General features: G+C 72.4%; 12 protein-coding genes. 8 read left to right on the top strand and 4 right to left on the bottom strand.

From position 1 onward, the window contains the following. Window positions 1-9: 9 nt before the first annotated feature. The 6 genes from DEJ51_RS06270 to DEJ51_RS06245 all read left to right on the top strand — a co-directional run bounded on the left by DEJ51_RS06270 (window position 10) and on the right by DEJ51_RS06245 (window position 6327). The gene (locus DEJ51_RS06270) at window positions 10-210 is read left to right on the top strand and encodes a hypothetical protein (protein WP_150256688.1); all 201 of its coding nucleotides are present in this window, start codon (window positions 10-12) and stop codon (window positions 208-210) included. Between the two features lie 194 nt (window positions 211-404). Continuing rightward, the gene (gene tatA / locus DEJ51_RS06265; RefSeq protein ID WP_150256687.1) at window positions 405-689 is read left to right on the top strand and encodes a Sec-independent protein translocase subunit TatA; all 285 of its coding nucleotides are present in this window, start codon (window positions 405-407) and stop codon (window positions 687-689) included. A gap of 47 nt (window positions 690-736) precedes the next feature. Further along, a complete protein-coding gene (gene tatC / locus DEJ51_RS06260; RefSeq protein WP_150256686.1) occupies window positions 737-1702 on the top strand; it encodes a twin-arginine translocase subunit TatC in 966 nt (321 codons plus the stop codon). A gap of 81 nt (window positions 1703-1783) precedes the next feature. After that, a complete protein-coding gene (locus tag DEJ51_RS06255) occupies window positions 1784-2683 on the top strand; it encodes a diacylglycerol kinase (protein WP_150256685.1) in 900 nt (299 codons plus the stop codon). Window positions 2684-2729: 46 nt separating this feature from the next. After that, complete coding sequence (locus tag DEJ51_RS06250; RefSeq protein WP_150256684.1) at window positions 2730-5570, top strand: DEAD/DEAH box helicase; 2841 nt, start codon at window positions 2730-2732, stop codon at window positions 5568-5570. Window positions 5571-5661: 91 nt separating this feature from the next. Next, window positions 5662-6327 (top strand): TetR/AcrR family transcriptional regulator, encoded by a 666-nt coding sequence (locus DEJ51_RS06245; protein ID WP_150256683.1) that lies wholly within the window; start codon window positions 5662-5664, stop codon window positions 6325-6327. A 10-nt stretch (window positions 6328-6337) separates the two neighbouring features. On the opposite strand, the gene DEJ51_RS06240 is transcribed toward DEJ51_RS06245, so the two are convergent. The 4 genes from DEJ51_RS06240 to DEJ51_RS06225 form a co-directional block, all read right to left on the bottom strand. Next, a complete protein-coding gene (locus DEJ51_RS06240; RefSeq protein WP_150256682.1) occupies window positions 6338-7312 on the bottom strand; it encodes a pseudouridine synthase in 975 nt (324 codons plus the stop codon). Between the two features lie 19 nt (window positions 7313-7331). Then, window positions 7332-8876: a serine hydrolase gene (locus DEJ51_RS06235; protein ID WP_150256681.1), complete on the bottom strand. Its 1545-nt coding sequence runs from the start codon at window positions 8874-8876 to the stop codon at window positions 7332-7334. Window positions 8877-9041: 165 nt separating this feature from the next. Continuing rightward, window positions 9042-9881: a siderophore-interacting protein gene (locus DEJ51_RS06230; RefSeq protein ID WP_150256680.1), complete on the bottom strand. Its 840-nt coding sequence runs from the start codon at window positions 9879-9881 to the stop codon at window positions 9042-9044. A 47-nt stretch (window positions 9882-9928) separates the two neighbouring features. Next, window positions 9929-10834 carry a 5'-3' exonuclease gene (locus DEJ51_RS06225; RefSeq protein WP_150261721.1) on the bottom strand — a complete coding sequence of 302 codons (906 nt, stop codon included), beginning with the start codon at window positions 10832-10834 and terminating at the stop codon, window positions 9929-9931. A 235-nt stretch (window positions 10835-11069) separates the two neighbouring features. Here DEJ51_RS06225 and DEJ51_RS06220 point away from each other — a divergent pair, with 235 nt between their 5' ends. Together DEJ51_RS06220 and DEJ51_RS06215 are read left to right on the top strand one after the other, a co-directional pair. Further along, a complete protein-coding gene (locus DEJ51_RS06220) occupies window positions 11070-11684 on the top strand; it encodes a helix-turn-helix domain-containing protein (RefSeq protein ID WP_051774094.1) in 615 nt (204 codons plus the stop codon). 17 nt (window positions 11685-11701) lie between these two features. Then, window positions 11702-12421, top strand: a complete 720-nt coding sequence (locus DEJ51_RS06215) for a helical backbone metal receptor (RefSeq protein WP_223835686.1) — start codon at window positions 11702-11704, stop codon at window positions 12419-12421. Window positions 12422-12810: the final 389 nt, after the last annotated feature.

Raw genomic sequence — 12810 nt, 5'->3', positions numbered from 1 at the left:
GCTCGGCCCATGCTGTGGCCGATGTTCGCAATTGTCCTGGGCTTCCTCGGAGTGGCCGTGCTGGCCGTGCTCGCGGTGCGGGTGTACGTGGAGGTGCGCAGACTGGCCTCCCAGGTGGCGCGGGCCAGCCGCCGGATCACCGACGCCTCGGCGGAGCTGGAGCGGGCGGCCGTGGACCTGGCGCGGGCCGGAAACGGCGTACGTCCCTGAGGGCCGTCCCGCCCGTCGGGAAGGGCACCCCCCGAATGCGTACATCCGGGGCGTCATGAACCTGCCAGGGTGGCAGCGGGAAGACCCCCGGGGATTGCCGGGCGTTAACCCCCTGGGGTTACGATCCTCGGTAGAGCAAGTCCCCATGCGCCCGTCCGGCGTGCTGTGAACCTCGGAGAAGAAGGAAGATACCTATGGGCAACTTCAGGGGTTGGGAAATCCTCGTCATCGTCGGACTGATCATCCTGCTGTTCGGCGCCAAGAAGCTCCCCGACATGGCCCGCTCCCTCGGCAAGTCGGCCCGCATCCTCAAGAGCGAGGCCAAGGCCATGAAGAAGGACGGGGAGAACGACGACGTCGCCCCCGCGCCCGCGGACCAGTCCGCGCAGCCCGTCGCCCCGCGTACCATCCAGGCCGCCCCGGGTGACGTCAGCAGCTCGCGTCCGGTCGGCGAGCCGAACCGCACCACCCAGGGCTGACACCCCCCGTACACGCCAGTCATCTGCAACGAGACAAGGGACGTGGGTTGCTCAAGTCTGCCCGCAAGCAGGAGAAGAAAGAACGACAGGCGAAGGACGCCGAAGGGCGCATGCCTCTCATCGAGCACCTGCGTGAGCTTCGAAACCGGCTGCTGAAGTCGGTCCTGGCGATCGTGGTGATCACGATCGTCGCCGCGTTCTTCTACCGGGAGATCATCAACTTCCTGTTGAAGCCGATGCTGGACTCCGTCGGCTGCACGGACGGTGTGGTGACCCAGCGCAACGGTCGTCCCTGCGCCGACATGACCGTGAACGGCCTGATCTCGGCGTTCTCGATCGCCCTGAAGGTCGCCCTGATGGCCGGTGTGGTGCTGTCCGCCCCGGTGTGGCTCTACCAGCTGTGGGCGTTCGCCGCGCCCGGGCTGCACAGTCACGAGAAGAAGTACGCGCGGAGCTTCGTCGCGGTCGGGGCGCCCCTGTTCCTGACCGGCGCGGTGATCGCGTACAAGATCCTCCCGCAGACCGCGACGATCATGCTGGAGTTCACCCCCGATCACGCGCGCAACCTGCTGCCGGTCGACGACTACCTCGACCTGGTCACCCGCATGGTGATCGTGTTCGGCCTGGCCTTCGAGCTGCCGCTGCTGCTGATCCTGCTGAACTTCACCGGTGTGCTCACCGGCAAGCGGCTGGCGGGCTGGTGGCGGGGCATGGTCCTCGGCATCACGATCTTCGCCGCCTTCGCGACGCCCACCGGCGACCCGCCGACGATGCTCGCGCTGGCCGTGCCCATCGTGGCCCTGTACTTCGCCGCCCTCGGCATCTGTCTCCTCAACGACCGCAGGCGCCGGCGCAACGACCCCGACGCGGATCTGAGCGACGACGAGGCCTCGCAGCTGGACCTCACCCCGTCGCCGATCGGCCAGCTGGAGTCCGTTCCGGCTCCCGGCTCCCTGCCCGGACAGGACGACGGCGGACGCCAGCGGATCAACGGTTACGACGACGCCACCTGACGGGTACGCCCCGGCAGCAGTCGGGAGGTGACCCCCGGGGTCGGCCGGGGCCCGGGAACGGGCTCCGGTACATTCCCGTGGATGAGTCACGAGGTCACCCTCTTCGTCAATCCCACCGCCGGGCGCGGCCGGGGCGCGCACGCCGCGCAGCCGGCCGCTTCGGCTGTCCGGGCGGCCGGTTTTTCCGTCCGGACCGTCGTGGGCGCCGACGCGCCGGACGCGCTGGCCCGGCTGACGGCCGCCGTGCGGGAGGGCACCGGCGCGGTGGTCGCGGTGGGCGGCGACGGGATGGTCTCCCTGGCGCTCCAGGCCCTGGCGGGGACGCCGGTGCCGCTCGGGGTGGTCGCGGTGGGCACCGGCAACGATTTCGCGCGCGCCACGGGGCTGCCCGTACGGGAGCCCGAGCGGGCCGGGCGGATGGCCGCCGAAGCGATCAAGGAGAACCGGATCCGGGAGATCGACCTGGGCCGGGTGGGCGGCGCCGACTGCGAGCAGTGGTTCGGGACGGTGCTCTGCTCCGGCTTCGACTCGCGGGTCAACGACCGCGGCAACCGGATGCGGCTGCCGGTGGGCCGCTTCAAGTACGACCTGGCGATGATCGCGGAGCTGGCCGCCTTCCGGCCGTTCCCGTACCGGATCACCCTGGACGACGGGCCGGTGATCGAGACCGAGGCCACGCTGGTGGCCGTCGGCAACGGATCCTCCTACGGCGGGGGCATGCGCATCTGCGCGGACGCCGTCCCCGACGACGGACTCTTCGACGTCACGGTCGTCGGCGACTGCAGCCGGACCACCCTGCTCACGGTGTTCCCGCAGGTCTACAAGGGCCGCCACCTCGGCCATCCGAAGGTGACCGTGCACCGGGCCAGGAAGATCACCCTGGAGGCGGCGGGCCTGAGCGCCTACGCGGACGGCGAGCCGCTGGGAGTGCTGCCCGTGACCGCCGAATGCGTTCCCCGGGCCGTCCGGCTGCTCACTTAAATGATCGCGACTGTTGTCGGAGGTGGCGGGTAGGCTCGACAGCAAGATGACCGAAGAACTTTCACCCGCCGAGCGGTACGCCGCTTCCCGGATCCGCGCCGCCGAAGAGGCCTCCGCCCTGGCCCCCTTCCGCGAGATGTACGACTTCGATCTGGACCCGTACCAGGTCGAGGCCTGCAAGGCGCTGGAGGCCGGCAAGGGCGTCCTCGTCGCCGCCCCGACCGGCTCGGGCAAGACCATCGTCGGCGAGTTCGCCGTGCACCTGGCCCTCGCGCAGGGCCGCAAGTGCTTCTACACGACGCCGATCAAGGCGCTGTCCAACCAGAAGTACGCCGACCTCGTCAAGCGCTACGGCGCCGACAAGGTGGGCCTGCTGACCGGCGACAACAGCGTCAACTCCGAGGCGCCGGTGGTCGTGATGACCACCGAGGTGCTCCGCAACATGCTGTACGCGGGCTCCCAGTCGCTGCGCGGCCTCGGCTACGTCGTGATGGACGAGGTCCACTACCTCTCCGACCGGTTCCGCGGGGCCGTCTGGGAGGAAGTGATCATCCACCTCCCCGAGTCGGTGACGCTGGTCTCCCTGTCGGCCACCGTGTCCAACGCCGAGGAGTTCGGCGACTGGCTGGACACCGTGCGCGGGGACACCGAGGTGATCGTCTCCGAGGAGCGGCCCGTCCCGCTGTGGCAGCACGTCATGGCCGGCCGCCGGATCTACGACCTCTTCGAGGAGGAGTCCGACCACGGCGGCCGTGGCTCCGCGCGCCGGGAGGTCAATCCCGACCTGCTGCGCATGGCGCGCGAGGAGAACAGCCGTACCTACAGTCCGAAGGACCGGCGGCGCGGCAAGATGGTCCGCGAGGCCGACCGTGAACGCGAGCGGCGCTCCCGCGGCCGGATCTGGACCCCGTCCCGCCCCGAGGTCATCGCCCGCCTCGACAACGACGGGCTGCTGCCCGCCATCAACTTCATCTTCAGCCGGGCCGGCTGCGAGGCCGCCGTCCAGCAGTGCCTGTACGCGGGCCTGCGGCTCAACGACGAGTCCGCGCGGCTGAGGGTCCGTGAGATCGTCGAGGCGCGGACCGCCTCCATCCCCACCGAGGACCTGCATGTCCTGGGGTACTACGAGTGGCTCGAAGGGCTGGAGCGGGGCATCGCCGCGCACCACGCGGGCATGCTGCCCACCTTCAAGGAGGTCGTGGAGGAGCTCTTCGTCCGCGGCCTGGTGAAGGCCGTGTTCGCGACGGAGACCCTGGCGCTGGGCATCAACATGCCCGCGCGCACGGTGATCCTGGAGAAGCTGGTCAAGTGGAACGGCGAGCAGCACGCCGACATCACCCCCGGCGAGTACACGCAGCTGACCGGCCGGGCCGGACGGCGCGGCATCGACGTCGAGGGTCATGCGGTGGTGCTGTGGCAGCGCGGCATGGACCCGGCGGGTCTCGCCGGCCTCGCGGGTACCCGTACGTATCCGCTGCGTTCCAGCTTCAAGCCCTCCTACAACATGGCCGTGAACCTGGTCAGCCAGTTCGGGCGGCACCGCTCGCGCGAGCTCCTGGAGACCTCCTTCGCGCAGTTCCAGGCCGACCGCTCGGTCGTCGGGATCTCCCGGCAGGTGCAGCGCAACGAGGAGGGCCTGGCGGGCTATCAGGAGGGCATGACCTGTCACCTGGGGAACTTCGAGGAGTACGCGCAGCTGCGCCGTGACCTCAAGGACCGGGAGACGGACCTGGCCAAGCAGGGCGCGGCGCAGCGCCGGGTGCAGGCGGCCAGTTCGCTGGAGAAGCTCAAGCCGGGCGACATCATCCACGTGCCCACGGGCAAGTTCGCCGGGCTCGCACTGGTCCTGGACCCGGGCGTCCCGGCCGGGCGGGTCAACGGGCACCGCGGGCACGAGTACGCCGAGGGCCCGCGCCCGCTGGTGCTCACCGCCGAGCGGCAGGTCAAGCGGCTCGCCGCGATCGACTTCCCGGTCCCGGTCGAGGCGCTCGACCGGATGCGGATCCCCAAGACCTTCAACGCGCGCTCGCCGCAGTCCCGCCGGGACCTGGCGTCCCAGCTGCGGACCAAGGCCGGACACATCACGCCGGAGCGTCGCTCGCGCGGGCGGGCCGCAGCGGCCGACGACCGTGAGATCGCCCGGCTGCGCAGTGAGCTGCGGGCGCACCCCTGCCACGGCTGCGACGAGCGCGAGGACCACGCCCGCTGGGCGGAGCGCTACCACCGGCTCCAGCGGGACACGCAAGCGCTGGAGCGGCGGATCGAGGGCCGGACGAACACCATCGCCCGCACCTTCGACCGGATCCACGCGCTGCTGACCGAGCTGGACTACCTGCGCGAGGACGAGGTCACCGTGCACGGCAAGCGGCTCGCTCGGCTGTACGGGGAGCTGGACCTGCTGGCCTCCGAATGCCTGCGGGCCAAGGTGTGGGAGGGCCTGAGCCCGGCCGAACTGGCCGCCTGTGTCTCGGCGCTGGTCTTCGAGGCGCGCCAGTCCGACGACGCGGTGGCGCCGAAGGTGCCCGGTGGCGCGGCGAAGGAGGCGCTGGGCGAGATGATCCGGATCTGGGGCCGCCTCGACGCGCTGGAAGAGGAGCACCGCATCAACCAGGCGGAGGGCGTGGGCCAGCGCGAGCCGGACCTCGGCTTCGCGTGGGCGGCGTACCAGTGGGCCTCGGACAAGAGCCTGGACGAGGTGCTGCGCGAGGCGGAGATGCCGGCCGGTGACTTCGTGCGCTGGTGCAAGCAGGTCATCGACGTGCTCGGGCAGGTCGCCGCAGCGGCTCCGGCGGCGTCCGGTGACAGCGGGAGCACGGTGGCGCGGAACGCCCGCAAGGCCGTCGACGCGCTGCTTCGGGGTGTAGTGGCCTACAGCTCGGTCGGCTAGCCGGTTTTGGGGCTTCCTCCGAGCGTGGGTATGGCTCGATCTGATCTCTTGCCATGATCGAATCGGCGGGCGCTGTGCGACGATCGATTCCATGAGCGGGGGAGCGGACGAGGGTCCTAGACGGGTCGGCCGGCCGCGTGCCGACCGGCTGAGACCGGAGAGCGGCCGGCCGCCGCGCGAGGAACTCCTCTGCGCGGCGGCCGAGTTGTTCACGGACCAGGGGTACGCGGCGACCACCACGCGGGCCGTCGCCGAACGGGCCGGGATGCGCCAGGCCACGATGTACCACTACTTCGGCGGCAAGGAGGAGCTCCTCGCCGAACTGCTGGAGTCCACGGTCGCACCCTCGCTGGTGCTGGCCCGGCAGCTGCTCGCGGACGACGGGCGGTGCGCCGCACGGCGGCTGTGGGAGCTGTGCCGCTCCGACGTGCTGCTGCTGTGCGGCGGGCCGTACAACCTGGGGGCGCTCTACCTGCTGCCCGAGCTGGGCGGTTCGCGCTTCACCCGGTTCCACCGGATGCGCGGGGAACTCAAGGACGCCTACCGGGTGTTGCTCGCCGGGACCCGGGTCGGCGCCGAACTGGCCGGGGACAAGGCGGGGCTGACGCTCCGGGGCGACCTGGTCTTCGGGCTCATCGAGGGCGTCATGCTGATCCACCGCACCGATCCGGCGCGGCCCGTGACCGCCTTCGCGGAGGCCACCGCGGACGCGGCGCTGCGGATCGCGGGCGTGGGGCTGCCCGGCGACACCGCCTGACAGGGACGGCCTAACGGCCGCCGGATCCGGCCTCCCAGCCCGCGCGGTCGTCCCAGGCCTGGAGGGTGCGGCCGCTCTCGAAGCGGTGCACGCGCGCGGTCACCGGGTCGGTGAACGCCAGCACCCGGGCCAGGAGTTGCAGAGGCCTGCGGTAGTCGTCCGGAGCCGGATCGGTGACATGCGGATACACCGGGTCGCCCAGGAGGGGCAGGCCCAGGCTGTTCATGTGGACCCGCAGCTGGTGGGTGCGGCCGGTGCGCGGTGTCAGCCGGTAGCGGGCCAGGCCGCCCCGGGCCTCGGTGCATTCGACCAGGCTCTCGGCGTTGGGCTCGCCGCCGGGCACCTCGACCGCCGCGATGACCCCGCGGGCCTTCTCGATCCGGCTGCGGACCGTACGCGGGAGGGTGCGGGCGAGTTCCGGATCGTACGGTGCGAGGGCCTCGTACTCCTTGTGCACCTCGCGCCGCTGGAAGAGGAGCTGGTAGGCGCCGCGGTCCTCGGGCCGGACGCTGAACATCACCAGTCCCGCCGTCAGCCGGTCCAGCCGGTGGGCGGGGCTGAGCCCGGGCAGGTCCAGCTCCGCGCGGAGCCGGGCCAGGGCGGTCTCGGTGATGTGGGAGCCGCGCGGGGTGGTGGCCAGGAAGTGCGGCTTGTCCACGACCAGCAGGTGCGCGTCCCGGTGCACGACGGAGATCGGGAACGGCACCCGCGGCTCCGGCTCCATGTCCCGGTGGAACCACAGGTAGGCGCCCGGTTCGTACGGGTCCTCCGCGCGCAGGACCCGCCCGCCGGGGCCCAGCACCCGCCCCGCGGCCAGCAGGCGGGCCATGGAGTCGGCGCCCCGGGTGCCCGCGTAGCGGGCCGCGAGGTAGTCGCCGAGACCGGGCCACGTCCCGTCCGGGTCGGGCGGCAGCCGCAGCCGGACCGGGTCGATTCCGGCGCGCTGGGGGAGGGGCGAGGGGGGTGGCTGGGTTCTGCGTCTCATCGGGGAACAGGCTATGCGGCTACTGCTGGGTGAAAGTGCCCAGGTGGTCGGCGTCGAGGTACTCGATGCGCAGGGTGCCGTCGGAGAAGATCACTCCGGTGCGGCCGACCGCGTTCTCGCCCGCGGTCATGAAGCTGAAGGTGTCCCCGTCGTAGTGGGTCAGCGGGAAGCGCAGGGGCTTCGGGCCGAGGGACAGGGTGAGCGCGCCCTTGTCGTCGGCGGTCACGGTGGCCTTGCCGTAGTAGGGGTTGTCGTAGGTTCCGGTGTACGCGGCGCTGTCCTGGGCCGGCTGGGCACCCTTGGGCGGGTGGGCGTAGTCGGTGGTCGACGCACCCGGGGCCGTGAGGGCCGCGGCGTAGGCGGAGGCGGCCAGCGGGAGCCAGTCGGTGGAGACCTTGCCGTGCTCGGCGTAGTCGAAGAAGTCCAGGGCCACGGCGTCGGGCAGGCCGACCGGGGCGCCGTTGGTGAGGACGACGATGCCGAGCTTCTCCAGCGGGAGCATGGTGACGTTGGTGTTGGCGCCGAGTTCGAAGCCGCCGGAGTGGCTCAGACGCAGGCGGCCGGCCTGGTCGTAGCCGACGTTCCAGCCGAGGCCGTAGAAGCTGGTGGTGCCGATCGCGTTGGTCGGCTGGGACACGATCTCGGGCAGGTGGGTCCGGGCGAGGGTGTCGGCGGGGATGATCCGCTTCCCGTCGAGGGTGCCCCCGGCGAGCTGCAGCCGCAGCCAGCGCGCCATGTCGGTGGCGGTGGAGCTGGTACCGCCGGCCGGGGACTGGGCGTCGGGGTTGCGGACGAAGCGGGGGCTCCAGGTGCCGTCGGCGTTCCTGACGTGGGTGGAGGCGTGGTCGGGGGCGTTGATGAAGTCGGCGAACTCGGTGCTCGTACGGGTCATGCCGGCGGGCTTGAAGAGGGTGTCGGCGCTGAGCTTCTGCCAGCTGGTGCCCTTGGCGCGGGCGACGGCTTCGGCGGCCGCGGTGAGCCCGAAGTTGGTGTAGGCGTAGCTCGCCCGGAACGGGGAGAGGGGCTCCAGCCGCAGGTGGTCGAGGATGTACGCCTGGTCGTAGCCGAGGTCTTCGAGGAGGTCGCCGGCGTGGTCGGGGAGGCCGCTGCGGTGGGAGAACAGGTCGGCGGCGGTGACGTGGTCGGTGACCCAGGGGTCCTTCAGGGAGAACCCGGGCAAGGCGGTGCGGTCGTCCCATTCCTGGGGGTCGGTGAGGGCGCCGGCCACGACCGTGGAGGAGACGGGCTTGGACACCGAGGCGAGCTGGAAGACGGTGTCGGGGCCGATCCTGGCGCTCTCGCCGGTCCTGCGGACCCCGTAGCCCTTGAGGTGGACGACCTTGTCGTTGTGGACCACGGCCACGGACACGCCGGGGACGCCGGTGCGGCGCATCATGTCCTCGACGGTGCGGTCGAGGCGGGCGACGGCCTTGTCGACGGCGGCGTCCGTGATCTGGGGCTTCGGGGCGGGCGGCGGGGTGGGCGCGGCCGTGGCCGGCAGCGCCGTCGCCGCGGTCAGCAGGACCGCGGCTCCGGCCGCCCCCAGGGCCGGGAGCGTGCGCATGCAGCCATTGTCCTGCCGGGGGCTGTTGGGCGCCTGTTGCCGTCCGGTGGTCGGCGGGCGCGGGGCCGTCACCCCGGGGGGCGCTGCCCCCGGACCCCGGCGCCCCGATCGCCGGCGGGGCTGGGTGCGGTGCCTCCCACGCCGGCCCTGCCCGGGCTGAAACCTTTAGGCGGCCGCGCGGTGCTCCTGTTCGGCCTCGACCGAGGCGTTCCAGTCGCGCTTGATCGCGCGCCAGCCCTCGTCCGTCTCGCCCAGGCGCCAGTAGCCCGAGATCGACAGGCGCTCGCGCGGGACACCGCGCTCCATGCGCAGGTGGCGGCGCAGGTCCCGGACGAATCCGGCCTCGCCGTGGACGAAGGCGTGGACGTCCGAGGAGGGGAACTCCATGGCCGTGACGGCCTCCACCAGGGCCTCACCGACCGGGCGGTCGCCGCGGTGCAGCCAGACCGGGACGATGCCGTCCGGAGTGGCGATCTTCAGCTCGTCGGCCGGGCCGTCGATCTCGACGACGGCGTGGACCCGCGCGCCCGCCGGCATCCGCTCCATCGCGGCGGCGATCGCCGGCAGGGCACTCTCGTCACCCACCAGCAAGTGCCAGCCGGCCGCCGGGTCCGGGGCGTAGGCGCCGCCCGGGCCGAGGAAGCGTACGAGCTCGCCCGGCTGCACCCGCGCCGCCCAGGGGCCGGCCAGGCCCTCGTCGCCGTGGACCACGAAGTCGAGGGTCAGCTCCAGGTGCGCGGGGTCCCAGTTCCGAACCGTGTACGCGCGCTGGCGCGGCCACTGCGCGCGGGGGAAGTCCGTGCGGATCCGGTCGAGGTCCCACGGTGCCGGATAGCTGACGCCCGCCGGGGCGAACAGCAGCTTGACGTAGTGGTCGGTGTACTCGCCCGCGCCGAACTCCCGGAGGCCCTCACCGCCCAGCACGAGCCGCACCATGTGCGGCGACAGCCGTTCGGTGCGTACGACAACGGCGGTGCCGACGGTACGGGCGCGTCCTTCTGCCACGGTGACTCCCTGACTCCATGAAACTTAGCCTTACCTAAGTTATCACCTCAGGGGCGCAGTGCACTGCTCAGGCGAGCGACTGCGCCACCCAGACCCCACCGATGGGCTAGTGCATCCACCAGTTCGGGCTGCGCCGGGGACGTCGGACGGGTCGGGTCGAAGGCCGGCAGCGGCACGTCCGAGGCCACCCGGACCACCTTCGGAGCCACCGCCAGATACGGGCGGGACTCGTCCAGCCGCTTGCGCTGGGTCGGGGTCAGCTTCGACTTCGGGTCGTCGACCGCCGCGATGATCCCGGCCAGGGTGCCGTAGGCGTCCAGGAGTTTGGCCGCCGTCTTCTCGCCGATGCCGGGGACGCCCGGCAGGCCGTCGCTGGGGTCGCCGCGCAGCAGCGCCAGGTCCGCGTAACCCGGGCCGTCCACCCCGTACTTCTCGCGCAGCCACGCCTCGTCGGTCACCTGCAGGGTCCCCACGCCCTTGAGCGGGTACAGCACCCGCCGCTGCCGGGCGTCGTCCACCAGCTGGTACAGGTCCCGGTCGCCGGTGACGATGTCCACCGGGCCGCTCGCGCGGGCGGTGAGCGTGCCGATCACGTCGTCCGCCTCGTAACCGGCGACCCCGACCCGGGCGATGCCGAAGGCGTCCAGCGCCGCCTCGATGATCGGGACCTGCGGGGCGAGCGTGTCCGGGGTCTCCTCCACGTCCGGTCCGGTCCCGGTCTCCTCGGCCACCCGGTGCGCCTTGTAGGAGGGGATCAGCTCCACCCGCCAGTGCGGCCGCCAGTCGGCGTCCATGCACGCCACCAGATCGTCCGGCCGGCGGTCCTGGACGAGGCGGCCGATGAAGTCGAGCAGGCCGCGTACGGCGTTGACCGGGGTGCCGTCGGGGGCCTTCACCGAGTCCGGCACACCGAAGTAGGCGCGGTAGTAGAGGGAGGCGGTGTCCAGGAGCATCAGGCGTCGTGTCGTCACGGAGTCGATGATGCCGCAACGCGCCCCGGCGGCCGTCCCGGCCGACCGGACACCCCGCGCCGCGACGGACAGTGAGCGGACGGGTACGGGAACAGCCGTGCACGCGAAACCGGAGCCCGTTGCTGCGTAAGGTGCTTACAGCACACCGATGTGCGCCAGACATGGGGAGGGCAGCCCCGACATGAACGACAGGGACGGCACCGACGGCAGCGATGGCATGGACGGCAAGCTGAACGACAGGGACGACAAGAGCAAGGACAAGGACGGCAAGGAGCCGCTCCGGGTGGGCGTGGCCGTGCGCAAGCGGCGCCGCGCGCTCCACCTGACGCTGGCCGCCGTGTCGGCGCGCAGCGGTCTGTCGGTGCCCTTCCTGAGTCAGATAGAGAACGAGCGGGCCCGGCCCAGCATGCGCTCCCTGGAGCGGGTCGCGGACGCGTTGGAGACGACGGCCGTCGAGCTGCTGGCCGCCTCCGACACCGCGCGCACGGTGGACCTCGTACGGGCCGGTGACGCCTCCGGGCTCACGCCGTTTCCGGGCGTACGGCCCCTGGTGCGCGGGCACCACCAGCTGCACGCGATGGAGTTCACCGGGGACCAGGACGCCGGACGCGAGTACCAGCACCGCAACGACGAACTGATGTACGTGGTCGAGGGTGCCTGCCAGGTAGAGGCGGAGGGGCGGGCGTACCGGCTGGAGAGCGGGGACGCGCTGTTCCTGTCCGGCGGCGTGCGCCACCGCTGGCGGGCCGTCACCGAGGACACCCGGATCCTGGTCGTCGCGGTGGGCGAGCACATCCACGCGACGTCCGAGCCGCCGTCGCCGGGGCACTGAGCGGGGTGGCGCGGGTCGTGCGGCGCGTCGTCTCGCTGGTGCCCTCGCTGACCGAGGCGGTGGCCGTGAGCGCGCCGGGGCTGCTGGTGGGGGTCACCGACTGGTGCACGCATCCCGGCGACCTCGGCGACGCGGTGCGGGTCGGCGGGACGAAGAACCCCGACGTACGGCGGATCGCGGAGCTCCGGCCGGACCTGGTGATCGCCAACGAGGAGGAGAACCGGGCCCCCGACCTGGCGGCGCTGCGCGCGGCCGGCGTGGAGGTGCTGGTCACCGAGGTCCGGGACCTGCCGCAGGCGCTGCGCGAGCTGGACCGGGTGCTGGTGGGGACGCTGGGGCTGACGAGGCCGGGGTGGCTGTCGGACGCGGAGCGCGCGTGGGCCCGGGCTGAACCGGCCGTCGCGCGCACCGCCTTCGTGCCGATCTGGCGGCGCCCGTGGATGGTGCTGGGCCGCGACACCTTCGCGGGGGACCTGCTGGCGCGGCTCGGGGTCCGCAACGTCTACGCCGGGCACCCGGAGCGGTATCCCCGGGTGCCGGTGGAGGAGCTGGCGGCGGCCGGCTGTGACCTGGTGGTGCTGCCGGACGAGCCGTACGCCTTCGCGGCGGGCGACGGCCCGGAGGCGTTTCCCGGCCTGCCGGCGGCTCTCGTCAGCGGCAGGCATCTGACGTGGTACGGGCCCTCGCTGGCGGAGGCGCCGGCGGCCCTGGCCGAGCAGTTGCGCGCCGCCCGCTGATCGGCGGGTCGGTGGTTCCGGGGCGCTGCCCCGGGCCCCGCGCCTCAAGCGCCGGCGGGGCTGGGTGGTGTGGGGCGGTGCCCCGCCGGAGTGTCTCCTCGGCTCGCGCGGTTCGGCATGTCTCGGCTGTACCCGGTGGTGCGCGCTCGTCCTGCGGGGACACTCCGCCGTGTCCCCACCCCACGGCAGTGCTCCGACAGCACCCCGAAGCCGCCCCACCAGAACCCCCGACCCGTGCCCGGCAGTGCCCCGGAGCCGCCCCACGGCGTGCACCTCCGGCCCGTGCCCCGAAGCCGCCCCGGCGCTTGGGGAGCGGGGACGGGGAGGGGTGTCCCCGCAGGACGAGCGCGCAACCACCGCGCACTGCCGAGACACGCCCGCACGCGCCG

Origin of the sequence: Streptomyces venezuelae (assembly GCF_008642275.1) — a bacterium.
GTDB lineage: Bacteria > Actinomycetota > Actinomycetes > Streptomycetales > Streptomycetaceae > Streptomyces > Streptomyces venezuelae_E.
The sequence above is the reverse complement of the archived record's forward strand: the minus strand, read 5'-3'. Positions and strand labels throughout refer to the sequence as shown.